22 protein-coding genes are annotated in these 23,272 nt (G+C 75.9%); 11 read left to right on the forward strand and 11 right to left on the reverse strand.

The window, feature by feature from the left end; translation table 11 throughout:
• Positions 1 to 121: 121 nt before the first annotated feature.
• Complete coding sequence (locus tag HC251_RS07970; protein ID WP_219944770.1) at positions 122 to 913, reverse strand: hypothetical protein; 792 nt, start codon at positions 911 to 913, stop codon at positions 122 to 124.
• A gap of 158 nt (positions 914 to 1,071) precedes the next feature.
• On the opposite strand from HC251_RS07970, the gene HC251_RS07975 reads away from it, so the two are divergent.
• From HC251_RS07975 to HC251_RS25955, 8 genes are all read left to right on the forward strand, one after another.
• Positions 1,072 to 1,905, forward strand: a complete 834-nt coding sequence (locus HC251_RS07975) for a Sir2 family NAD-dependent protein deacetylase (protein ID WP_255566634.1) — start codon at positions 1,072 to 1,074, stop codon at positions 1,903 to 1,905.
• A gap of 137 nt (positions 1,906 to 2,042) precedes the next feature.
• On the forward strand, positions 2,043 to 3,236 hold the full coding sequence (gene moeB, locus HC251_RS07980; protein ID WP_219944771.1) for a molybdopterin-synthase adenylyltransferase MoeB: 1,194 nt from the start codon (positions 2,043 to 2,045) through the stop codon (positions 3,234 to 3,236).
• Positions 3,237 to 3,320: 84 nt separating this feature from the next.
• Positions 3,321 to 4,370 (forward strand): lysylphosphatidylglycerol synthase transmembrane domain-containing protein, encoded by a 1,050-nt coding sequence (locus HC251_RS07985; RefSeq protein WP_219944772.1) that lies wholly within the window; start codon positions 3,321 to 3,323, stop codon positions 4,368 to 4,370.
• Positions 4,371 to 4,590: 220 nt separating this feature from the next.
• Positions 4,591 to 5,637, forward strand: coding sequence for a hypothetical protein (locus HC251_RS07990; protein ID WP_219944773.1), 1,047 nt, complete (start codon positions 4,591 to 4,593; stop codon positions 5,635 to 5,637).
• Positions 5,630 to 6,271, forward strand: a complete 642-nt coding sequence (locus HC251_RS07995; RefSeq protein WP_219944774.1) for a DUF4129 domain-containing protein — start codon at positions 5,630 to 5,632, stop codon at positions 6,269 to 6,271. The genes HC251_RS07990 and HC251_RS07995 overlap by 8 nt, the downstream gene beginning before the upstream one ends.
• Complete coding sequence (locus tag HC251_RS08000) at positions 6,268 to 7,290, forward strand: DUF4350 domain-containing protein (protein WP_219944775.1); 1,023 nt, start codon at positions 6,268 to 6,270, stop codon at positions 7,288 to 7,290. Before HC251_RS07995 ends, HC251_RS08000 begins: the two co-directional genes overlap by 4 nt.
• On the forward strand, positions 7,287 to 8,279 hold the full coding sequence (locus HC251_RS08005) for a MoxR family ATPase (protein WP_219944776.1): 993 nt from the start codon (positions 7,287 to 7,289) through the stop codon (positions 8,277 to 8,279). Before HC251_RS08000 ends, HC251_RS08005 begins: the two co-directional genes overlap by 4 nt.
• A 40-nt stretch (positions 8,280 to 8,319) precedes the next feature.
• Complete coding sequence (locus HC251_RS25955; protein ID WP_219944777.1) at positions 8,320 to 9,570, forward strand: DUF58 domain-containing protein; 1,251 nt, start codon at positions 8,320 to 8,322, stop codon at positions 9,568 to 9,570.
• Between the two features lie 68 nt (positions 9,571 to 9,638).
• On the opposite strand, the gene HC251_RS08015 is transcribed toward HC251_RS25955, so the two are convergent.
• Entirely contained in the window at positions 9,639 to 10,646 is a 1,008-nt protein-coding gene (locus HC251_RS08015; protein ID WP_219944778.1) for a stage II sporulation protein M, read from the reverse strand.
• A gap of 56 nt (positions 10,647 to 10,702) precedes the next feature.
• Between HC251_RS08015 and HC251_RS08020 the strand changes: the two genes are divergently transcribed.
• Positions 10,703 to 11,464 (forward strand): RDD family protein, encoded by a 762-nt coding sequence (locus tag HC251_RS08020; protein ID WP_219944779.1) that lies wholly within the window; start codon positions 10,703 to 10,705, stop codon positions 11,462 to 11,464.
• A 68-nt stretch (positions 11,465 to 11,532) separates the two neighbouring features.
• Here HC251_RS08020 and HC251_RS08025 read toward each other — a convergent pair whose 3' ends face one another.
• The 5 genes from HC251_RS08025 to scpA form a co-directional block, all read right to left on the reverse strand.
• Complete coding sequence (locus HC251_RS08025; RefSeq protein ID WP_219944780.1) at positions 11,533 to 12,147, reverse strand: class I SAM-dependent methyltransferase; 615 nt, start codon at positions 12,145 to 12,147, stop codon at positions 11,533 to 11,535.
• Entirely contained in the window at positions 12,144 to 13,106 is a 963-nt protein-coding gene (locus HC251_RS08030) for a glycosyltransferase family 2 protein (RefSeq protein WP_219944781.1), read from the reverse strand. The genes HC251_RS08025 and HC251_RS08030 overlap by 4 nt, the downstream gene beginning before the upstream one ends.
• Before the next feature lie 82 nt (positions 13,107 to 13,188).
• Positions 13,189 to 14,178, reverse strand: coding sequence for a methylmalonyl Co-A mutase-associated GTPase MeaB (gene meaB, locus HC251_RS08035; RefSeq protein ID WP_219944782.1), 990 nt, complete (start codon positions 14,176 to 14,178; stop codon positions 13,189 to 13,191).
• Complete coding sequence (locus tag HC251_RS08040) at positions 14,126 to 15,853, reverse strand: glycosyltransferase family 39 protein (RefSeq protein ID WP_219944783.1); 1,728 nt, start codon at positions 15,851 to 15,853, stop codon at positions 14,126 to 14,128. The genes meaB and HC251_RS08040 overlap by 53 nt, the downstream gene beginning before the upstream one ends.
• Before the next feature lie 8 nt (positions 15,854 to 15,861).
• Positions 15,862 to 17,994 carry a methylmalonyl-CoA mutase gene (gene scpA / locus HC251_RS08045; RefSeq protein WP_255566635.1) on the reverse strand — a complete coding sequence of 711 codons (2,133 nt, stop codon included), beginning with the start codon at positions 17,992 to 17,994 and terminating at the stop codon, positions 15,862 to 15,864.
• 55 nt (positions 17,995 to 18,049) lie between these two features.
• Between scpA and HC251_RS08050 the strand changes: the two genes are divergently transcribed.
• Complete coding sequence (locus HC251_RS08050) at positions 18,050 to 19,015, forward strand: GNAT family N-acetyltransferase (RefSeq protein ID WP_219944785.1); 966 nt, start codon at positions 18,050 to 18,052, stop codon at positions 19,013 to 19,015.
• A gap of 6 nt (positions 19,016 to 19,021) precedes the next feature.
• On the opposite strand, the gene HC251_RS08055 is transcribed toward HC251_RS08050, so the two are convergent.
• The 4 genes from HC251_RS08055 to HC251_RS08070 all read right to left on the reverse strand — a co-directional run bounded on the left by HC251_RS08055 (position 19,022) and on the right by HC251_RS08070 (position 22,408).
• Complete coding sequence (locus HC251_RS08055; protein ID WP_219944786.1) at positions 19,022 to 19,294, reverse strand: hypothetical protein; 273 nt, start codon at positions 19,292 to 19,294, stop codon at positions 19,022 to 19,024.
• Between the two features lie 83 nt (positions 19,295 to 19,377).
• Positions 19,378 to 19,650 carry a hypothetical protein gene (locus HC251_RS08060; RefSeq protein ID WP_219944787.1) on the reverse strand — a complete coding sequence of 91 codons (273 nt, stop codon included), beginning with the start codon at positions 19,648 to 19,650 and terminating at the stop codon, positions 19,378 to 19,380.
• A 114-nt stretch (positions 19,651 to 19,764) separates the two neighbouring features.
• Positions 19,765 to 20,985, reverse strand: coding sequence for an aminotransferase class V-fold PLP-dependent enzyme (locus HC251_RS08065; RefSeq protein ID WP_219944788.1), 1,221 nt, complete (start codon positions 20,983 to 20,985; stop codon positions 19,765 to 19,767).
• A gap of 112 nt (positions 20,986 to 21,097) precedes the next feature.
• A complete protein-coding gene (locus HC251_RS08070) occupies positions 21,098 to 22,408 on the reverse strand; it encodes a hypothetical protein (protein ID WP_219944789.1) in 1,311 nt (436 codons plus the stop codon).
• A gap of 149 nt (positions 22,409 to 22,557) precedes the next feature.
• On the opposite strand from HC251_RS08070, the gene HC251_RS08075 reads away from it, so the two are divergent.
• Positions 22,558 to 23,232 carry a molybdopterin-dependent oxidoreductase gene (locus HC251_RS08075; RefSeq protein WP_219944790.1) on the forward strand — a complete coding sequence of 225 codons (675 nt, stop codon included), beginning with the start codon at positions 22,558 to 22,560 and terminating at the stop codon, positions 23,230 to 23,232.
• The last annotated feature ends 40 nt before the right edge of the window (positions 23,233 to 23,272 follow it).

Raw genomic sequence — 23,272 nt, forward strand, 5'->3', positions numbered from 1 at the left:
GTGGCTGGCCCAGCACCGGACCCCTCGACCGGAGCCCCGGGCGGTCCCGGCTGCAGGGACCGCCCGGAGCGCGCCCGCCGGCGCCGGCCCGGGTGGGGACGGGGGCGCCCGGCGGACGACCTCAGGCGGCGTCGTCGGACTGATCAGACCGCTCCGAGCGGCCGGAGTGATCGGACGTCCCTCCCGGTGCCCGGGCGGGCGGGGGCGGGGGAGCGGTCCGTCGGGCCGCCAGGTCGGCGACCGCGGCGGGGGGCGGGGGAGCGGCGGCACCCGTCGGTGGCGCGGGCGCAACCGCGCCCGGCAGCGCCGGTGCGGCGTCGGCCTCGGTGCGGGCCCGGACGAGGCGGTGGGCCCACTGCGCCGCCTCCTCGGCGACGATCGGGTGGATCTCGAAGCGGACGAGGCGCTGGGTGGTCGTGGCCACGTCCTCGCCCAGCTCGGCCAGGCCGAGGGCCAGGTGGCGGGCCCTTCGCCGGTGGGCGTCGAGGACGCCGGCGTCGCGCTCGGTGGCCGTCCAGCGGTGGTGGCTGGCCCGGATCGACGGCGGCAGGCGGTCGATCTGGTGCCGGGTCAGGGGCGGCAGGTGCCGGCGCACGGCGAGGTGGGCGTCGGGCACGGCCCGGGCCAGCCCGAACTGGCAGCACCGGTGGAGGGCCCGCACCAGCGGGCTGTGGCGGCCCCGCCCGGCTCCCAGCCCGAGGGCGGCGGCGGTGGCGTCGAGGTCGACGGTGGCGCCGTCGGGCTCCTCGACCAGGCGCTGGTCGAGGTGGCGGACGAGCCAGGTGGTGCTGGGGCCGAGGATCGAGAGCCAGTACCGCTCCACGTAGGTCGAGGTCGGCACGTAGCCGAGGGCGTCGATCACGGGGTCGCGCCAGGACACGACGGTGAGCGTGGGCAGGGACAGGTCGGGCATCGGCATGATCGCTCTCCCGGACGGGATGCTGGAGATCGGGGCGGGGGAAGCGCCACACCGAAGTGCGTTCTCATGTACTTTCCATCATTCTCACGCTGTCGTCAACCCCTGCCAGGAGACGGGTGGGACGACCTCGGCAACCGGGTACCGTGCCGCCCGTGGATGCGACGGACCCCACGACCGAGGAGCGCGAGGGCCTCGAGCGGCGGGCCTGGCTGGAGGGCGCCGAGGTCGACCTCGAGCTGGCCGTGGCCGAGGTCGCCCACTGGGTCGCCGAGAGCGACCGGGTCGTGGCGCTCACCGGGGCCGGCATCTCGACCGACAGCGGCATCGCCGACTTCCGGGGCCGCAACGGGGTCTGGACCCGGAACCCGGCGGCCGAGCGGGCCTCCACCCTCGAGCACTACCTGTCGAGCGCCGAGGTCCGGGCGGCGGCGTGGCAGATGCGGCTCGCCTCCCCGGCCTGGGCGGCGCAGCCCAACGCCGGCCACCACGCCCTGGTGGCCCTCGAGCGCCAGGGCCGCCTCACCACCGTCGTCACCCAGAACACCGACGGCCTCCAGCAGATGGCCGGCTCCGAGCCCCGGCGGGTCGTCGAGGTGCACGGCACCATGCGGCGGGTCCACTGCATCGCCTGCGGTGACGAGGCCGACATGCGACGGGCCCTCGACCGGGTCGAGGCGGGCGAGGCCGACCCGCCGTGCCGCACGTGCGGCGGGATCCTCAAGAGCTCGACCGTCCTGTTCGGCGAGGGCCTCGACCCGGCCGACATCGAGGCGGCCGAGGCCGCGGCCCGGGAGTGCGACCTGCTGCTCGCCGTCGGGACGACGCTCGCCGTCTACCCCGTCGCCCTGCTGCCGACGATCGCGGCCCGCGCCGGCGCCCGGGTCGTCATCGTCAACGGCCGTCCCACCGAGCAGGACGAGCTGGCCCACGCCGTGCTGCGGGGATCCATCTCGTCGATCCTCGGCGCCGTCGTCCCGCCCGGCTGACCGGCGCGGGATCCGGGCGCGGGCTCCGCCCGACCGGCGGGGAATCCCCTCGCTGGCCCGAATGTTGAGCGAGTCGGTAGGCTTTTCGATCGGACCCGGTGGGACCGGGCCGCCGCACGCAGACGAAGGGGTACGACATGCCGAGCTTCCGCGAGGTCCTGGCCAAGACCAAGGGCGAGATCCGCGAGGTCACCACGGCCGAGGCCGACGAGATGCGCCAGGAGCCCGGTGCCGTCGTGCTCGACGTCCGCGAGGCCGACGAGTTCGAGCAGGGCGCCATCCCCGGCGCCGTGTTCATCCCCCGGGGCACCCTCGAGACGGCCATCGAGGGCCGCATCCCCGACAAGGACACGCCGCTGATCGTCCACTGCGCCGGGGGCGTCCGCTCGGCCCTGGCCGTCAAGAGCCTCCAGGAGCTCGGCTACACCAACGCCGTCTCGGTCATGGGCGGGTTCAACCAGTGGAAGGACGAGGGCCGGGACTGGAAGACCCCCCAGACCCTCACCCCCGACCAGCGCAACCGCTACAAGCGCCACCTGCTCCTCCCCGAGGTCGGTGACGAGGGCCAGCAGCGGCTGCTCGACAGCAAGGTGCTCCTCCTGGGCGCCGGCGGTCTCGGCTCGCCCGCCGCCCTGTACCTCGCCGCCGCCGGCGTCGGCACCATCGGCATCATCGACATGGACGTCGTCGACGACTCCAACCTGCAGCGCCAGATCCTCCACAACCTCGAGCGCATCGGCGATCGCAAGGTCGACTCGGCCAAGAAGACCCTCACCCTGATCAACCCCGACGTCGACGTCGTCACCTACGACACGCGCCTCGGCGAGGACAACGTGATGGACATCCTCTCCGGGCCCGACGGCACCGGCTGGGACGTCATCGTCGACGGCACCGACAACTTCCCGACCCGCTACCTGGTCAACGACGCCACCGTGAAGCTCGGGATCCCCGTCGTGCACGGGTCGATCTTCCGGTTCGAGGGCATGGTCACCGTGTTCGACCCCAAGGAGGGGCCGACCTACCGCGACATGGTCCCCGAGCCCCCGCCCGCCGACATGGCGCCGTCGTGCGCCGAGGCCGGCGTGCTCGGCGTGCTGCCCGGCATCGTCGGGTCGCTCCAGGCGCTCGAGGCGATCAAGCTGATCCTCGACCTGGGCGATTCGCTGCGGGGCCGGCTGCTGGCCTACGACGCCCTGGAGACCACGTTCCGGGAGTACAAGGTCCAGGTCGACCCGACCAACGAGATCACCTACGCCAACCGCGACCGCATCCAGGTCGCCGAGGTCGAGGGGCTCTGCGCCCCGCTGCCCCTGGCCCCGCCGCCGGCCTGAGCCCGGCCCAACGGACCCAGCACGGACGTGCACCGCAGAGGTGCACTTCCGTGCTGAGAACGGACGGCACCTAGCCTCGCCCGGATGGCCGAGCACGACGCGCTGCACCCCGACGCGTCCGAGGTCCCCGAGCTCGGCCCCGAGGGCCACCACGTCGCCGACGTCGAGGGCCCGACCGGGCACCGGCGGAAGCTGGCCGCCCGGCTCTCGACGGTGGTCGGCCTCGTCGTCGGCGCCGTCACCTGCGCCTTCGTGGTCAACGAGCTGGCGTCGGAGTGGAGCCGGGTGCGGGAGGCGATCACCGACGCCTCGCCGGTGTGGATCGCCGTCGGGCTGGTCTGCTGTGCCCTGGGCATGACGAGCATCGGCTGGGCCTGGGCCGACGTGCTGGCCCTGCTGGGGGCACCGGTCCGACGGGGTCGGGTGCTGGCCTGGTACTTCGTCGGCGAGCTGGGCAAGTACCTCCCCGGCGGCGTGTGGCCCGTCCTCGGTCGGGGCGAGCTGGCCCGGCGGGGCGGCGTGCCCGGCCCCCGGGCCTACGCCAGCGTGGCCCTCTCGCTGGTGACGCTCTACCTGGCGGCCATGCTCGTGGCCGTCGGCCTGCTGCCGTTCGCCCTGGGCGACGACGGCCCCGGCGCCACCGCCCTCCTGCTCCTGCTGCTCCCGCTCGGGCTGGCCGCCCTCCACCCGCGGGTCCTCGGCCCGGTCCTCGACCTCGTGCGGCGGGTCACCAAGCGCCCGCTGGCCATCGACGTGCCGCCGTGGCGGGGGACCGTCGCCGCCGTGCTCCGCTACGTCCCGACCTGGCTGCTCAACGCCGGGGGGACCGTGGCCGTGGCCCACGCCGTCGCCCCCGACGAGGGCGGGCTGGCCCGCATCGCCTTCGCCGCCACGTTGAGCTGGATCGCCGGCTTCCTCGCCGTGGCCGTCCCCGCCGGCGCCGGGGTCCGCGAGGCCGTCTTCCTGGCCGCGTGCGGGATGCCGTCCGGGCTGGGGGCGACGGTCGCGGTGGCCACCCGGGTCCTGTTCATCGTCGTCGACCTCGGCGGCGCCGCCATCGCCGCCCCCTTCGTCCCGCGCTCCACCCGCACCGCCGACGCCGAGCCGGTCGAGCCCGTCGCCGCCGGCTCCTGAGCGGTCGCCGCCGGTGGCGGGACCTGTGGCCGAGATCGTCGTGGTGCGACGGTTCGGGCCTCGACGTCGACGCCCGGCAGGGCCCTGACCAGCGTCGATCCGGACGAGGTCGTCGGACGTCGAATCGCCAGCGAATCGACGCCCGACACCTGACCGCCATCGGGGGTGGGGTCGGAGGGGCGTCCCGGGCCGGTCGGGCGCCGCCGGTAGGGTGCCGCACATGGGGAGCGCCGCCGGAGCCATCCCGACCGCGACCGCCACCATGGCGCCCCGCCCCGTCACCCTCCGACCGCTCGGCGTGGGCGAGATGCTCGACGCCGGGCTCAAGCTCTTCCGAGCCCGGTTCCGCGACATGGTGGTGGCCACCACCGTCGTGACGTTCCCGGCCATCGTCGTCCAGGTGCTGGTCCAGATGTCCTCGGGCAGCCCCGACGCCCTGCTCACCACCGACGAGGCCACCGGGCTCGAGACCCTCGACGGCAGCGCCGTCGCCGTCTACCTGGGCGGGACCCTCGTCTCCACGATGGTGCTCCTCATCGCCGCCAACGTGGCCCTGGCCGGGACCATGCGCATGTCGATCGGCGTCTACCTGGGGGAGGAGACGACCTGGCGCGACTCGCTGCGCTTCGCCCTCCGCCGGTGGGGACGGCTGACGGCGCTGGTCGCCCTCACCACCGTCGGCGGCCTCGTCGGACTGCTCCTCTGCATCGCCCCCTACGTCTGGCTGCTGGGCATCTGGGCCGTGGCCGTGCCCGCCCTGCTGGTCGAGGAGGTCGGGCCCCTGCGGGCGCTCGGGCGCTCCCGCGAGCTGGTGCGGGGCCGGTTCTGGCCGGTGCTGGGCACCGTCCTGCTCGCCAGCCTGCTCGTCTCGGTCCTCCAGGGCATCCTCGTCGCCCCGGTGATCGTGCTCCAGCTGATGGAGTCGAGCTTCCTCCTCACGTCGGTCCTCACCGGGATCGCCCAGCTGCTCGGGTCCGCCCTCACGCTGCCCTACACCGCCGCCGTCACGGCCGTCATCTACTTCGACCTGCGGGTGCGCAAGGAGGGCTACGACCTCGAGCTGCTCGCCCGCCGCGTCGGTGTCGACCCGCCGCCCGACGCCGAGCCCCCACCCCCGACCGGGCCCGTCGCCCCCACCGGCGGCTGGGGCGCACCGGCGGCGCCTCCGGAGGGGTGGGGCGCACCTGCCGCGCCCCCGGGCGGGTGGGGCGCGCCGGCGGCCCCGCCGGGCCACGGCGCGCCCGGGCCCGGTCCCACCGGTGGCTGAGGTCGACCCGGGCCAGGCCCGCGAGCAGGCCCGCCAGGTCCTCGAGGGCGACCGCTACCGGGCCCGCGACGTCCCCCGCCCGCTCGAGGGCGTGCTGCGCTGGGTCGGCGAGCGGGTGCAGGACGTCCTCGGCCCGGTCGGCGACGCCCTCGACACCCCGGCCGGGCTCATCACCGCCCTCCTCGTCGTGACCGCCGCGACCGCCGCCGTCGTCGTCGCCGCCATCCGCCGCCGCACCCGCCACGCCGAGCACCGCGAGCACGCCCGCCGCCGCCAGCACAGCCTCGACCCGGCCACCCTCGAGCACGAGGCCGAGCGGGCCGAGGCCGACGGCGACCTCGAGGCCGCCGTCCGGCTCCGCTTCCGGGCCGGCGTGCTGCGGCTGGAGCAGGCCGGCGCCGTGCCCGCCCGGGCCGACGCCACGACCGCCCGCCTCGTCGGCCGCGTGCACGCCCCGGCCTTCGCCGGGCTGGCCCGGGCCTTCGACGAGGTGGCCTACGGCGGCCGACCGGCCACCGCCGACGACGTGGCCCGCGCCCGCGCCGAGTGGCCCGCCGTGGTCGCCGCCGCGACCCGTGAGCCAGCCGCCGCCGCCCCACCTGGTGCCTCCCCGCCCGGCGGCGACGCCCGATGACAGTCACGCAGGCCCCCGGGGATCACGCCGGCCGCGACGACGGCGCGACCGACGACCCGGCCGGCGCCGACGGGTCCGACCGGCGCCTCGCGGCGTGGTGGTCCCGCACCGGCCCGGTGAAGCGTCTCGTCGTCGTGATCGCCGTCCTGGTCGTGGGCGTCAACGGCGCCATCGCCGCCCTCGACAGCGTGGTCGGGCGCGACCCGGGCGGACCGACCGGGTCCTCCTACGCCACCGGCGACGACGGCGTCGCCGCCTGGGCCGACCTGCTGCGGGCCCGTGGCGTCGACGTCACCCCGCGGCGCGAGCCCCTCGGCGCCGCCGACCTGCCCGCCGACGGCACCGTCGTCCTCGTCGAGCCCGACGATGCCCCGACGCCCGAGGGCGTCACCGCCCTGGCCGAGCACCTGGCCGGCGGGGGTCGGGTCGTGGCGGTGGGGGAGAGCGGGGCGGCCTGGGCCGGCGCCCTCGTCGGCCTCGACCTGGGCTGGACGCCGGACGGGACCCCGCGCCCGGGGCCCACCGGCCCGCTGCTCGCCGACCTCTCGGCCCTGCGCGGCGAGGGCGCAGGGGCCTTCACCGCCGCCGGACCCCTCACCCCCGAAGCCGGTCCCGCCGAGGCACCCGTCGTCCTCACCGGGGGCGGGCTCGTCGCCGTGGCCGACCCCACCCTGCTCGACAACGCCCACCTGGCCGAGGCCGACAACGCCGGCCTGGCCGTGCTCCTCGCCGGAGCCGAGCACGGGCCCGTCGCCTTCGCCGAGGCCGAGCACGGCTACGGCGCCGCCCGCGGCCTCGGCGCCCTGCCCTGGCGGTGGCGGCTCACGGCCCTCGGTCTGGTCGTCGCCACGCTCCTCGGGTTCTGGTCCGTGGGCCAGCGCCTCGGCCCCCCCGAGGCCACCGACCGCCCGCTGGCCCCGCCCCGCCGGGCCCACGTCGACGCCTTGGGCGCTGCGTTGCGGAGGGCTTCGACACCCGCACCACCCGATCGACCGCCTGATCCCGGAGGCTCCCCGTGACCGACCCGACCCCCGAGACCCTCGTGGTGGCCGACACCCGCGCCCGGCTGGGCCGGGCCGTGACGCCGGTGGTGGTCGGGGCCGACCACGTCCTCGACGCCTTCGTCATCGCTCTCGCCGTCGGCGGCCACGTCCTGCTCGAGGGGGTGCCGGGGACGGCCAAGACGCTCGTCGCCGACGCCGCCGCCCGGGCTCTCGGCGCCCGGTTCCGGCGGGTCCAGTTCACCCCGGACATGCTCCCGTCGGACCTCACCGGCACCATGACCATGCGCGACGGCGAGCTGGCCTTCCGACCCGGACCCGTGTTCACCAACGTCCTCCTCGCCGACGAGATCAACCGCACGCCGCCGAAGACCCAGTCCGCCCTCCTCGAGGCCATGGGCGAGGGCCAGGTCACCGTCGACGGCACCACGCGCCGGCTGGCCGCACCGTTCCTCGTCGTCGCCACCCAGAACCCCATCGAGTACGAGGGCACCTACCCGCTGCCCGAGGCCCAGCTCGACCGGTTCCTCGTGAAGGTCGAGGTCGGGTACCCGCCGGCCGAGGTCGAGCGGTCGATGCTCGACCTGCGCCGGTCGGGCCTGGCCCCCACCGCCCTCGGCGAGGTCCGGCCCATCGTCGCCGCCGAAGCCGCCGGGGAGACCGTCGGCGCCGTCGCCGACCTGACCACCGCCCTGCGGGCCGAGGTCGACGCCACGACCCTCACCGACGAGGTGGCCGACTACCTGCTGGCCATCGTGCGCACCACCCGCAACCTCCCGGCCGTCGAGGTCGGCGCCAGCCCCCGGGCCGCGGTCCACCTCATGGCGGCGTCGCGCGCCGCAGCCCGCCTCGCCGGGCGGGCCTACGTCAGCCCCGACGACGTCGTCGGCGTGGCCCCCATGGTCCTCCGCCACCGCCTCGTGCTGCGGCCCGAGGCCGAGCTCGAGCGGTTCCGCCCCGACGACGCGGTGGCCGCCGCCATCGCCGCCGTCCCCGTCCCCCGCTGATGCCCCTCGACCCGGCCGACCACGACGCAGGCGGCGGCTGATGTCGCCGTCGCCGCGGGCCGTGGCCCTCGCCGTGGTGCTGGCCCTCGGGCTCCTCGTCGCCGACTGGCCCGTGATCGTCGTGCTCGCCGTCGCCCTGGCCACGGCGACCGTCGTCGACGCCCGGGCGGCACGCCGGCCGGTGACCGTCTCCCGGCAGGTCCCCGGCCGTCTGGCGCGGGGCGTCCCCGCGGCGCTGACGGTCACCGTCGGCGACGCCGGCGCCCGGCGGGTCGAGGTTCGCCAGCCGCGGGTGCCCGACGTCGACGTCGAGCCCGGCACCGGCGCCGGCGGCCTGGAGGCGACGGTGGTCGCCCGCCGGCGCGGCCACCACGAGCTCCCGCCCGTCGCCGTGCGGGTGACCGGCCCGCTGGGCCTGGGCCGGTGGGACCGCGAGCACGGCGGCCGCCACGTCCTCGAGGTCCACCCCGACCTGCCCGCCGCCCGCCGGCTGGCCACGGCTGTCCGCCAGGCCCGGTTCCGCGACCCGGGGCTGCGGCGGCGGGGGGCGATCGGCCTGGGCACCGACTTCGACCAGGTCCGCGAGCACCAGCCCGACGACGACATCCGCCACGTCAACTGGGCCGTGACCGTCCGCCAGGGCCGGCTGATGACCAACCAGTACCGGGAGGACACCGAGCGCGACGTGGTGGCCCTCGTCGACTGCGGTCGGCTCATGGCCGCCCCCGTCCCGGGTCGACCGGGCGGGTCGCCCGACCGCACCCGGCTCGACGTGGCCGTCGACGCCGCCGCCGCCCTCGCCGCCGTGGCCGACGCCGTGGGCGACCGCTGCGGCGCCCTCGCCTACGACGACGAGGTGCGGGCCCGGGTCCTGCCCCGCCGATCCTCCGGCGACGACGTGGTGCGCGCCCTGCACGCCGTGGAGCCCCGGCCGGTCGACAGCGACGCCGAGCGGGCGTTCCGGGCGGTGGGCACGACCAAGCGGGCCCTCGTCGTGGTCCTGACCGACGTGGTCGACGCCGCCGCGGCCCGGGCCTTGCTCGACGCCGTCCCGGTGCTGGCCCGGCGTCACGTCGTGGTCGTGGCCTCGTGCACCGACGTCGAGGTCGAGGCGGCGGCCGCCGGCGACGACGAGCGGGCCCTCGTCGCCGCCCGGGTCCTGGCCGGGCGGGACCGGGCCGTGGCCGAGATCCGCCGCCGGGGCGCCATCGTGGTCGAGGCCCCGCCCGACCGCTTCAGCGCCGCCGTCGTGGCCGTCTACCTCGACGCCAAGTCCGCCGCCCGCCTCTGACCGCGTTCACGCCTCGCTCCTGTCAATCCTCATCCCCCTCCTCGGGGGACCAGGACGGACAGGACGGGTCAGTGCGGGGGCGTGACCTCCGGGCGGCCCCGCCACCACACCAGGGCCCAGAAGGTCCCGCCGAGGGCGAGGCCGACAGCGAGGGCGGCGGCCGGCTCGAGCCCCTGGGGGGTGACGAAGCCCTCGACCAGGCCCGTGGGCACCAGCCAGAGGGCGACCCCGAGGACGAGCTCGCCGGCGGCTCGGGCCTCGGCCACCAGGGCCTCGGCGCGGGACCGGAGGCCGGGGGCGATCAGGGCCGAGCCGATGCGGAGCCCGGCCGCCCCGGCCACGGTGACCAGCGACAGCTCCAGCACACCGTGGGGGGCGAGGAAGCTGACGGCCACGTCGGCCGCCCCGCCGGCGACGAAGAGGCCGACGATCACCCCGACGACGCTCCCGTTGAACACGAGGAGGGCGCCGGTGAGCAGGCCTCCGCTGAGACCGAGGGCCACGGCCAGGAACGACACCCGGATGTTGTTGACGAAGATCTCGCTGCCCACCGACGCGCTCTGCGTCGTCGAGAGCCCCCGGTCGCGGCTGTCGCCGCCCTGGTTCGCCGAGTCGGCCGCCCCGCTGGCCAGCCCGCTGACCTGGGCGACGCGCGTCGCCGTGGCCGGGTCGCCGTGGGCCCACACGGCCATGCCGACCGTCGGACCCCAGAACAGCAGGGCGGCCACGAGGAGCACCCCGGGGCGCTCGCGCACCCGCCGGAAGAACCCGGTCGTCAGCCACCGGACGAACGACGTCCGCCGCTCGGGCGCCCGGTACACGAGGGCCCGGGCCCGGCCCACGAGCGCCTCCAGCTCGCCCACCACCGGGTCGCCGGGCCACCGCTGGCGGGCGCGCGCCAGGTCGGCGGCGGTGGCCCGGTACAGGTCGCCCAGGCGGAGGGCGTCCTCGACGGGCAGGCGCCCCACCCGGCCCCGGGCCCGGCCCAGCAGGGCGACCAGCTCGGCCCAGGCGTCGCTCCGCTCGTCGATGAAGCCCTCGACCCGGCGTCCGCCGGGCGTGGCGTGCCCCGCCACCTCAGCGCCCGCCGGGGAGATCGGCCGACCCGGTGCCCGCCGGTAGCGTCCCGGCCGTGGAGCTGGACGACCGGATCACGGTGTCGACCCCGGAGGGCGTCGACCTGGACCTCGTCGTGGCGGGCGTGGGCTCGCGGTTCATGTCCTCGCTGGTCGACTCGGCGGTGCAGGCCGTCGTCATCCTCCCACTCCTGGTCCTCGGCGGGGCGACCGCGGCCGGCCCCGGCATCGCCAGCGTCGGCGGCTTCCTCGTGATCTTCGGCTACCCGACGGTGTGCGACGCCTTCCTCGACGGGCGCACGCTCGGCCGCCGGGCCACCGGGCTGCGGCTCGTCACCGTCGACGGAGGGCCCGTCGGGTTCCTCGCCGCCGCGGTGCGGAACATCGTCCGCCTCGTCGACTTCCTGCCCGCGTTCTACTCCGTCGGGGCCATCGTCGCCCTGGCCACCGCCCGGCACCAGCGCCTCGGCGACCTGGCCGCCGGCACCGTCGTCGTGCGGGCCTCCGGCACCCGGGGCGGCCCCGTCGTGCCCGGCGCGTCCCGCGCCGTCGCCGCCTCCGCAGCCGTCGACGACGGCCCGGCAGTGGCTCTCCCCGAGGGGGCCGGGGCGTGGGACCTCACCCGGGTGACGGCCGAGGACCTCTCGGTCGTGCGGTCGTTCCTGGCCCGCCGTCCGACCCTCGACCCCGCGGCCCGGGCCCGCGTCGCCGCCGAGCTGGCCCGCCGCCTGCGCCCCGCCGTCGTCGGCCCCGACCCGTCCCTCCCCGACGAGGCCCTGCTCGAGGCCGTCCTCGCCGCCAAGACCGCCCGCGGTTGACCCGCCTGCCGCGAACCTTGTCCGGAACCCTGCCGCAGAGGGTGACTTCCGGACAAGGTTGGGGGGGATCAGCGGGTGCGGGCGGAGACCACCGTCCAGGGGAACGGGCGGCGGACGTCGGCCACGGTGAACCGGGAGGCGACGAGGCCGCCGAAGGCGGCGCTCGACCAGTGGTTGATGTGGCCCGGGGTGTTGCCCAGGGCCTTGACGTACTTGCCCCGGGCCAGGTTGGCGACCCGCCAGATCGGCTCCCGGGGGACGGAGAGGACGAGGTGGCGGCGGGCGACCCGGGCCATCTCGGCGATGGCGGCCTCGGGGTCGGGGACGTGCTCGAGGACCTCGATGGCCAGCACCAGGTCGAAGGTGTCGTCGGGGAACGGCAGCCGCCCGATGTCGGCGAACATCCCGGCCAGGCCCCGACGGCGCCAGTCGGCGGCCAGCTCGGGGTCGGGCAGGTCGATGGCGGCGTAGGGCACGTCGGGCCAGCGGGCCCGGACCCGGTCGAACACCTCGCCCTCGCCCACGCCGACCTCGAGGACGTGGCCGGGGCGCTCGTTCGGCAGCGACGCCTCGAGGGCCCCGAAGAACCCGGCCATCATCCGCCGGACCAGCGGGTTCGACGACCCGTACTTGTCGAAGGTGTTGCCGGTGGGGACGTCGGTGACGTCGGAGGGGGCGGTCACCGGCCGGCGGGCTCGGGCTCGGGCGGGGCCACGACCGGCACCACGGCGCCGGGGTCGACGGTGTGGAGCGCCGCCGGCTGGACCTCCTCGGTGGCCCGGGTGGCCCGGCCCACCAGGTCGGCCAGCATGCCGATCATGAACACCTGGAAGGCGGCGAAGAGGACCAGGAGGGTGTTGATGGCCACCTTCCAGTCGTTGGCGACGATGTCGTAGACGAGCTTCCCCGACCCGATCAGCATCAGCAGCAGCCCCAGCGGCAGGAAGACCCGCAGCGGGTTGAACGACAGCGTCATGCGGATGACCTGGAGCAGGTACCGGCGGGTGTCGGTCCACCAGTGGAACTTCGAGCTCCCGGCCCGCTCGGAGTACTCGATGTCCCAGTACTTCACGCTGTAGCCGTGGGCCAGGAACGTCAGGGTGATGGTGGTGACGCAGCTGAACCCGGGGGGCAGCTGGCTCACGTACTGGAGGGCGACGTCGCGCCGGAAGGCCCGGAGCCCCGAGTTGAGGTCGGGGATCGGCGTCTGGACGAGGTACGAGGCCAGCTTCCGGATGAACAGCTTGGCCGGCACCCGGAACACCTTGTGGGTGCCCTGCTCGGAGGTCCGGGCCCCGACGACCTGGTCGTAGCCGGCGAGCTGGTCGACCAGCTCGGGGATCAGGTCGTTGGGGTAGGTCATGTCGACGTCGGTCCACACCACGACGTCGCCCCGGGCGGCCCGGGTGCCGTACTTGCGGGCCGAGCCCGAGCCCCGGTTGGTGGCGAACTGGATGAGCCGGATGCCCTCGATCTGGCGCAGGGCCTCACCCGACCCGTCGTTCGACCCGTCGTCGATGACGATGATCTCGTAGGTGTACCGGGAGGCGTCCATGGCGGCCCGGATCCGGTCGATCTCGGCCCCCAGGTGCCCCCGCTCGTTGTACACGGGCAGGACGATGCTGACGTCCAGGTCGGCCATGGGGCGAGGCTACATGGGGCCCCGCGACGGTCCCGACTCAGCTCCGGCCCGGCGCAGCAGCATGGCGGCGGCCGTCCGCCGCTCAGCGATCGAGGCGCAGCCGGCCGAGGATGCGACGGGCCCCGGCCGAGGGGGTGAGCGACCCGGCCTCGACCTGGGCCTCGACCTCGGGGAGGGCGGCGGCGACGTCGGGGTCGGTCCGCAGCATCAGCTCGAGGGCGCCCTGCACCTCGGACCACAGCCAGGCCCGGGCCTGCTGGGCCCGCTGGCGGGCGAGGCCCCCGCTGGCGGCGAGGGCCTCGTGGGCGGTGCGGATGGCGTCCCACGCCTCGGCGATGCCGGCCCCGGTGGGGGAGGAGGCCAGCAGGGCCTGGGGCTCGACCTCGGTGTGCCGGGGGCGCAGGAGGTGGAGGGCGCGACGGATGTCGGCGCAGGCGTGGGCCGCGGCCTGGGCCAGCTCGCCGTCGGCCTTGGTGACGACGACGACGTCGGCCAGCTCCATGATCCCCCGCTTCACGCCCTGGAGATCGTCGCCACCGGCGGGGGAGGCGAGGAGGACGAACAGGTCGGTGAGGTCGGCCACCGCGATCTCGCTCTGGCCCACGCCGACGGTCTCGACCAGCACGACGTCGAAGCCGGCGGCCTCGCACAGCAGCATCGCCTCCCGGGTGCGCCGGGCCACCCCGCCCAGCTCCCCGCCGGCGGGGGAGGGGCGGATGAAGGCGTGCGGGTCGCGCACCAGACGCTCCATCCGGGTCTTGTCGCCCAGGATCGACCCGCCCGAGCGGGAGCTGCTGGGGTCGACGGCGAGCACGGCGACCCGGTGCCCGAGCCCGGTCAGGTGGGTGCCGAAGGCCTCGATGAAGGTCGACTTGCCCACGCCGGGCGGTCCGCTGATGCCCAGGCGCACGGCACCACCGGTGTGGGGGAGCAGCCCGCTGACCAGGGCGTCGGCCTGCTCCCGGTGGTCGGCCCGCGTCGACTCGACGAGGGTGATGGCCCGGGCCAGGGACCGGCGATCACCGGCCCGCACCCCCTCGGCCAGCGCGGTCGGGTCGGTCGGCGCAGGCATCGGACAAAGGTAGGCGCCGCTCCGCCGCCCGCACGGCCTCGCGCACCACCACGGCGACCGCGGCCAGGCCGACCAGGCCGCCGACGACCGTCCCGGCCACGAGCAGGTCCGCCGTCCACGCGCTCCACGCCACCATGGCCCGCACCTCGGCCCGCCACCCCTCGCCCGGGGCGCCCCAGAACTGGTCGAGCATGGTGGCGAAGCCGACGACGTGGAGGGCGATGACGGCCACCACCGCGACGAGGGGCGCCCAGCGGCGGGCGAGGGTCCGGAGGCCGGCGGCGGCGATCAGGGCGATGGGCACCATGGCGGCGAACAGGTAGCGACCCTGGATGAACGGGTAGGCGCCGGTGCGGGCGTGGAGCCCCCACGCGTGCTCGGCGACGAACCCGAAGATGGCGACGGGCGGGAGCAGGAGGACGGCGGTGTCGACCCGGCGCAGGCGGCCGCCGGGGAAGGCGAGGCCGGTCAGCAGCAGGAGCACGAGGACGCCCGAGGCGATGAAGATCACGACCAGGGGCAGCCGGGCGGAGTAGTTGCCGAACCAGCCCCAGAACCTCTCGACGAAGAAGGCCCCGAACCGGCGCCAGTACTCGCCGGCGTCGGGGGTGAAGCCTTCCCGGGTGGGCAGGAGCGTGTCCTCCAGCGAGGGGGCGAACCGCCCCTCGCGGACCTGGTTGCCGATCCACCACCAGCCGCTGACGACCGCGGCCCCCACGCCGGACGCGGCGCCGGCGAGCACCATCGGCCACGGGCTGGCCCCGGCGAGCTGGCGGCGGCGGGCGCCGACGAGGAACGACACCGCGATCCACGGCAGGAGCAGGAGCGCGAACGCCTTGGTCAGCAGGGCGGCCCCCGTCACCAGGGCGACCAGGACGAGGGTGCGGGGGCGGCGGTCCCCACGGGTCACGCCGGCGAGGAGCACGGTGAGCACCGCGCCCAGCGCCGCCAGCAGGTTGTCGTTGTTGACCACCGACCCGATGTGGGTCATCTGCGGGACCATGACGGCGAGCGCGGCGGCGGCCAGGGCCGCGCCGCGATCGGCGCCGAAGCGGCGCGCCGCGGCCCACCCCGCCCAGGGGACGACCAGCAGCAGGAGGGCGTTGACCAGCCGCAGGATGCCGACCTCGGTGGTGAGCGCAGGCGGGCTCTCCCCGGGCATCACGAACCGCTCGAGCCTCACGACCAGCGCCATCGCCTGGTAGAAGAGCGGCGGGTGCTGGGGCTGCTGGTTCAGCTTGCTGGTCGGGGTCCCGGCCATGCCGCCGAGGGTGTGGACGTCGCGCCGCTCGCTCTTGGGCGGAGCGTCGGCCCGGGCCAGGTCGGGGTTGCGGATGTCGTCGGCGAAGTAGCGGGGGACGACCCGGAGGATGGGGATGCCGGTGTGGCGCTCGTCGTAGGCCGGGTAGTGCGGGTCGTCGGCCAGGGCGAGGGCGAGGTCGACGTGGACGTACTCGTCGGGGGCGACGAAGAGCGGCGTCAGCACCGACGACATGGCCATCCAGATGCCGTAGAGGACGGTCAGGGCCCACACGAACCGGGGCACCGACCGGAGCCCGATGGGCGCCAGGTCCGGCGGGGCCGGGGCATCGGGGCGCGGCTCGTCGGCGGCGGCCTCGCCGTCGCCGCCGTGGCCCTCGCCCACCTCCTCGTCCTCGATCGTCGGGGTGGGCACCAGGTCGCTCAGCGGGACCGGAGGAGGCCCAGGACCTTGGTGGCGGCCTCGGGGATGTTGGTGCCGGGGCCGAAGACGGCGGCCACGCCGGCCTGCTCGAGGAACGGGATGTCGCCGGGCGGGATGACGCCACCGCAGACGACGAGGACGTCCCCGGCGCCCTCGGCCTCGAGGGCCGCGAGCAGCTGGGGCACGAGGGTCTTGTGCCCGGCGGCCTGGGACGACACGCCGACGAGGTGGACGTCGTTCTCCACCGCGTCGCGCGCCGCCTCGGCCGGGGTCTGGAACAGCGGGCCGACGTCGACGTCGAAGCCGAGGTCGGCGAAGGCGGTGGCGATGACCTTGGCCCCGCGGTCGTGGCCGTCCTGGCCCATCTTCACCACGAGCATCCGGGGCCGGCGGCCCTCGTCGGTGGCGAAGGCGTCGACGTCGGCCTGCACCGCCTCGAACCCGGCGTCGCCCTCGTAGCCCTTGCCGTACACGCCCTCGAGGGTACGGACCTGGGCCGAGTGGCGGCCGAACACGGCCTCCATGGCGTCGCTCATCTCGCCCACGGTGGCCCGGGCCCGGGCGGCGTCGATGCACAGGGCCAGCAGGTTGGCGTCGCCCTCGGCGCCGGCCCGGAGGGCCTCGAGGGCGGCGTCGCAGGCGGCCTGGTCGCGCTCGGCCCGGATGCGCTCGAGCTTGGCGACCTGCTGGGCCAGCACGGCCCGGTTGTCGATGTCGAGGACCTCGACCTGCTCGGGGTCCTCCACCACGTACCTGTTGACGCCGACCACGACCTCCTCGGCCCGGTCGATGCGGGCCTGGCGGCGGGCGGCCGACTCCTCGATGCGGAGCTTCGGCATCCCCGACTCGACGGCCTTGGTCATGCCGCCCAGCTCCTCGACCTCGGCCATCAGCGTGCGGGCCTTCTCCACCAGGTCGTTGGTGAGGGCCTCGACGTAGTAGCTGCCGCCGAGGGGGTCGACCACGTGGGGGATGCCGGTCTCCTCCTGGATCACCAGCTGGGTGTTGCGGGCGATGCGGGCGCTGAAGTCGGTGGGCAGGCCGAGGGCCTCGTCGAAGGCGTTGGTGTGGAGGCTCTGGGTGCCGCCCATCACCGCCGCCATGGCCTCGATGGTGGTGCGGATCACGTTGTTGTGGGGGTCGAGGGCGGTGAGCGACACCCCCGAGGTCTGGCAGTGCGTCCGCAGCATCAGCGACTTCTCGTTCTTGGGCGAGAACTGGCTCATCACCTCGTGCCAGAGGATGCGCGCCGCCCGGAGCTTGGCCACCTCCATGAAGAAGTCCATGCCGATGGCGAAGAAGAAGCTGAGCCGGCCGGCGAAGCGGTCGACGTCGAGGCCCCGGTCGAGGGCGTACCGGACGTACTCGAGGCCGTCGGCGATGGTGAACGCCAGCTCCTGGTCGGCCGTCGCCCCCGCCTCCTGCATGTGGTAGCCGGAGATCGAGATCGAGTTGTACCGGGGCATGTGCTCGGACGTGTAGCTGATGATGTCCGACACGATCCGCATGCTCGGCTCGGGCGGGTAGATGTAGGTGTTCCGGACCATGAACTCCTTGAGGATGTCGTTCTGGATGGTCCCGGACAGCTGGGCCTGGTCGACCCCCTGCTCCTCGCCGGCGACGATGAACGACGCCAGGCACGGCAGCACCGCCCCGTTCATGGTCATCGAGACGGACATCTTCTCGAGGGGGATGCCGTCGAAGAGGATCTTCATGTCCTCGACCGAGTCGATGGCCACGCCCGCCTTGCCCACGTCGCCCTCGACGCGGGGATGGTCGGAGTCGTACCCGCGGTGCGTCGCCAGGTCGAAGGCGACCGACACGCCCTGCTGGCCGGCGGCCAGGTTCCGCCGGTAGAAGGCGTTGGACTCCTCGGCGGTCGAGAAGCCGGCGTACTGGCGGATCGTCCACGGCCGGTTCGAGTACATCGTCGCCCGCACGCCCCGGGTGAAGGGGGCGAACCCCGGCAGGGTGTCGGCGTCGAGCCCCTCGAGGTCGGCCGCGGTGTACAGCGGCTTGACGTCGATGCCCTCGGGGCGGGTGCGGGTGAGCTCGTCGGGGTCCCGGCCCTTCAGGTCGCTGCTCGCCTGCTGGCGCCAGTCGTCGAGGGTCGGGTCGGCGTCGCTGGTCACAGCCAGGAGATTACGGCCGTCCCCGCCCTGCGCCCCAGCCCTACTGTGCGCAGCCATGAGCGAGGTGATCTGGCGACCCGTCGAGGAGGGCGACCACGACGCCGTGGTGGCGGCCGTCGACGCTGCGTCCGAGGCCGACGGGCTGGAGGAGCGGTTGTCGGTCGACGAGCTGGCCGAGCGGCTCGACGGCCCCGGGATCGACGTCGCCACCGACTCCCGGATCGCCGTGGGGCCGGACGACGAGGTGCGGGCCTGGGGCCTGGTCGAGACGCGGGGCGAGCCGCTCGAGCTCGACCGGGTGTGGATCTGGGGGGGCGTCCACCCCGCCCATCGCGGCACCGGCCTGGGCCGGGAGCTGCTGGCGTGGCAGGTCGAGCGGGCCGATGCCGTGCACCGGGCCACGTGGCCCAGCCATCCGGGCGTGGCCGAGGCCATGGCGCCGGGTGGGTCCGACAGCCACGAGCGGCTGTTCCGGCACATGGGGTTCACCGTCCTGCGCTGGTGGCTCGACCTGGGCCAGCCGCTGACCGACCTCCCGCCCGTGCCCGACCCGCCCGCCGGCGTGCGCTTCGTCCCCTACGCCGAGGTCGACGACGACGCCGTGCGCCGGGCGTTCAACGCGTCGTGGGCCGACCACTGGGGCTCGCGCCAGCGCGACCCCGACGCCTGGCGGACCGAGGTCGTCGCCGCGTCGGTGTTCCGCCCCGACCTGAGCTCGGTGGCCGTCGCCGGCGACGAGGTCGTCGCCTTCCTGCTCGCCGACCGGTTCCCCCAGGACGACGAGGTCCGGGGTCACGCCGAGGCCTGGATCTCCACGCTGGGGACGCTCCGGGAGTGGCGGGGGAGGGGCATCGCCTCGGCCCTGATCGTCCGGGCCCTCCACGCCTTCCGGGCCGAGGGGCTCGACCACGCCATGATCGGCGTCGACGCCGAGAGCCTCACCGGGGCGGCGGCCCTCTACCGGGGGCTGGGGTTCGTCGAGGAGAAGCGCTTCGCCAGCTGGAGCCGGCCGCTGGGCTGAGCTCGGTCAGAGGTAGCGGAGACCGAACCAGACCAGGTACGACACGGTGAGGAGCACCAGCACGACGGCGGAGACCACGTTGACCTCGGCGCTCGGACGACGGGTGTGCCGCCCGGCCGGCTCGTCGCCGGGGGCGACGGTGGCGGCCGGCCGAGGGACGGCGGGACCGAGGGTGGCACCGGACGACGAGGCGGGCGGCGCCCAGCGGACGTCGGACCCGACGGTGGAGGCCGGTGCGTCGGTCGTCGTGTCGGCCGTGGCGGCGAGTGGCGGTGCCATCGCACGCACCATCGGTGCCTCGGCGGCGGAGTTGAGGATCCCGACCTCCCCGTCAGATGGCCGGGACCGTCGAGACCGTTCGCTCAGAGGAGGCCGAGGCAGATCCAGGCGAGGTAGGAGACGGCGAGCACCACCAGGATGACGGCGAAGACCACACCGGCTCCCGGGCTCGACCGGGTCGAGGAACGCTCGTCCGCGCCGTCCCCGGGATCGACCGTCGCCGCCGAGCGGCGGGAGGTCGGGGTCGGGGAGCCGTCGGCCGAGAACGGCGGGGGCTTCCAGTGACCGTCGTGCCCGAGGATCCAGTCCGGGGCCGGGGGCGGGTGGGCGGCCGTGGGGGCCGAGCGCGCTGCCATCTCCCCCTCGATCGGTCGGCCGGCGACGGACTTGAGCCGGCGGCGCCCCCGACCGAGACGGCGCGACCGACGATGTGGGCCTGGTGCACGCCGTCGGTGGCGGCCGGGGTGCGGTCAGGTCGCGAGGAGCCGGCCGAGGGCGTCGAGGGCCCGCCACACGTCCACGAACCGGGTGTGCAGCGGCGCCGCCGCCAGGCGGATGACGTCGGGGGCCCGGGCGTCCACCACCACGCCCCGGTCGAGGAGGGCGGCGACCAGCTCGGGCGCCCGCGGGTGGCGGAGGGCGAGGTGCGCGCCCCGGGCGTCGGGGTCCCGGGGCGTGATGACGCCGACGCCGCGGTCGGCGAGGCCGTCGGCGAGGGCGATCCCGAAGGCGACCTGCTCCTGGCCGACCCGGCGGAGGGCGTCGATGCCGGCCTCCTCGACCAGGGCGACCCCCTGCTCGACGGCGACGAGCCCGGCGACCGGTGGGGTGCCGACGACCAGCTGGCGGGCGTCGGCGGCCGGGGCGTAGGCGGCGGTCAGGGCGAACTGGTCGGCCTGGCCGAACCAGCCGTGGACGGGCTGGAGGAGGGTGCCGGCGTGGCGTGCCGCCCGGTAGGCGAAGGCCGGCGCGCCCGGGCCGCCGTTCAGGTACTTGTAGGTGCAGCCCACGGCCAGGTCGGCCCCGACCTCGTCGAGGGCGACGGGCACGGCGCCGACGGCGTGGGAGAGGTCCCAGAGCACCAGGGCGCCGTGGCCCTGGGCCGCCGCGGTGACGGCGGCGGCGTCGGCGAGGGCGCCGGAGCGGAACCGCACCAGCGAGGCGACGAGGACGGCCACGGCGCCGTCGGCGCAGGTGGCGGTCACGGACTCGGCGGTGATGGGGCCGTCGGGGCCGTCGGTGGCGACGACCCGCACGTCGAGGCCACGCGCCGCGGCGAGGGCGGCGACGACGTAGCGGTCGGTCGGGAACTCGTCGTCGGCCAGGGCCACCGCCGTGGCCTCCGGGCGGGCGTCGAGGGCGGCGGCCACCAGCTTGTGGAGCTGCACCGACGTCGAGTCACCCAGGGCGACCTGCCCGGGTCCGGCGCCGACCAGGCGCCCGAGGCGGTCGCCCACCCGCACCGGCAGGTCGAGCCAGTCGTGCCAGCCCTCGACCTTGCGCCCGCCCCACCCGTCACGGGTGAACCGGGCGAGGGCCTCCTCGGTGGCGCGGGGGAGCGGGCCCAGCGAGTTGCCCATCAGGTAGGGCCGCTCGTCGGCGAGCCCCACGAACCGGGACCGGAAGCCCGCCAGCGGGTTGGCGGCGTCGCGCCGCTCGGCCTCCTCGCGGTCGGGCACGCCGTCGCTCACCGGCCGCACGGTACGCCCCATCCCGTCCGGGGGACGATCGTGGGGGCCAGGGCGCCCGGGATCGTCGCCAGCACCGCGGTGGCGTGGGTCGGCCGGACCGCCGTGGGGTGGGTCAGCCGGTGCCGTGCTCGTGGTTGCAGAGGTGCTCCTCGCCCGGGGCCACCTGGCCGGCGGCGACGCCCTCGAGGGCGGCGAAGGGGCCGCACGGGTGGGGCTCGATCCAGACGTGGATCATGGGCGTGGGGTCGAACTTCTGGAGCGGCGGCTCGCACGTCCCGCCGACCTCGGTCACCCCGGCGACGCGCGGGTTCTCGCCCGGCGAGAAGCAGAGGTCGTCGTGGACGTGCCACTGGGTCAGGGCCCCGCCCAGCTCGGGCACCTCGTCGAGGCTGCTGCCCCGCGGCATCATGAACATGGCCGACACCAGCCGCCGGCCGCCGCCCGAGGTGTCGTACACCAGCGACTCGGGGGCGTCGGGGTCGAGGATGCGCCCGTCGTCGATGAGGTCCCAGTTGATCAGGTGCTCGTGGCCGGTGAAGCCGTCGCCGATCGAGTGCCACCCCCGGGCCTCGGCCGCGGCGGCGTCGGCGAACTGGGGCAGGTCGGCGAGGGTGACGGCCACCAGGTTCTCGGCCGCGGCCTGCTGCTCGGGGGTGACGCCCTCGACGCCGCTGAAGTCGATCGGCAGGGCGGGGTCGTAGGGCCGGGTCGGCAGCTCGACGGCCTCGGCGTGGCCCTCGCCGGCGTCATGCCCCTCGTCGGCGCCGTGGTCCTCGCCGTCGGCGTGGCCGGCGTCCTCGGCGTGGTCCCCGTCGGCGTGGGCGGCGTCCTCGGCGCCGTGGGGGTGGTCGCCGGCGGCGGCCTCGTCGTGGCCCCCGGCGTGGGAGTGGGACCCGGCCGACACCATGGCGGCGACGCTCACGGCGGCGACGGCGACGGTGGCCGCGCCGTGCAGGGCCACCGGGGGGACGGTGAGCCGCGGGGCGCGGACGGGCCGGCCGAGGGCGGCGTCGAGGAGGGCCCGGACGGCGCCCAGGAGGGCGACGGCGGCGAGGGCGGCGGCCACGCCGTCGGCCAGCTGTACGTCCTCGGCCGCCTCGAGCCCGGCGATGAGGTCGATGCCGGCGGTCTTGGCCCGCACCCAGCCGGCGAGGGCCACCAGCGCCACGGCGGCGCCGAGGCCGGCCATCACCCGGCCGCCCCGGGTGAGGGCCAGCGCCCCCCAGCCCAGCTGGAGGGCGGCGACGATGGTGAAGGCCACCACCGCGGACCGGTGCTCGCTGTGGACGCCGATGGCGGCGGCGTGGACGGCCCCGGCCCCGAGCGAGGCCAGGCCGGCGACGACGAGGGGCGGCGGGGTCGAGCGCCCGGGCGCGTCGACGGCCGGGGCGGGTGGTGCGGCGGGTGGGGCGGCGTCGGTCACGGGGTCCTCCTGCGAGCGGCCCAGGCTAGGGCAGTGTGACCGACGCCATGCCGTCGGGGTCCGGTCCGGGGTGGCGCCGGGAGGCCGGGCGTCGTACCGTGACGTTATACGGTGCCGTATGCATCCGGCCCGAGCGCGAGGAGACGACCATGGCGCTGCCCCCCGGCCAGACCCGGATCACCGGCTTCCCCCGCTTCGGCGCCGGCGCCGACGCCCCGCCTCCCACCGTCCCGGCCGAGCCCGTGGTCGAGGTGGCCGGCGGGAACCCGGAGGTCCTCGCCGTGCCGCTGTCCGACCTGGCCGACCTGCCGCGACGGGAGGTCGTGGCCGACTTCCACTGCGTCGCCGGGTGGACGGCGAGCGCCCGGCGCTGGGAGGGCATCCCGTTCGCCGCCTTCTACGACGCGGTCGTCGCCCGCACCGTCCCGGCCGGGGTGGAGATCACCCACGTCGCCCTCACCGGGCTCGACGGGTACCGGTCGGTCGCCCTGCTCGAGGACCTCCGGGGCGACGACGTGCTGCTCGCCGACCACCTGGACGGGGCCCCGCTCGACGGCGCCCACGGCGCCCCGCTCCGGCTGGTCAGCCCGGGCCAGTACGGCTACGTGAACACCAAGCACCTCGGCCGGATCGAGCTCCACCCGTCCGAGCCCAAGGGGCGCTTCCACCCCTCGCTGCGGACCCACCTGGCCCTCGCCCTGGTGATGCCGCACCCGCGGGCCCGGGTCGCCCACGAGGAGCGCCACCGCTACCTCCCGGGACGGGTCGTGCGGCCCGTGTACCAGCGGCTGGGGCAGGCGCTGCGCCGCCAGACCCGCCGCTGATGGGTCCGGTGGACGCTTGGGGTCAGACCCCGTCCGTCGT

It is taken from the genome of Iamia sp. SCSIO 61187, from assembly GCF_019443745.1.
In the GTDB taxonomy this organism is placed as follows: domain Bacteria; phylum Actinomycetota; class Acidimicrobiia; order Acidimicrobiales; family Iamiaceae; genus Iamia.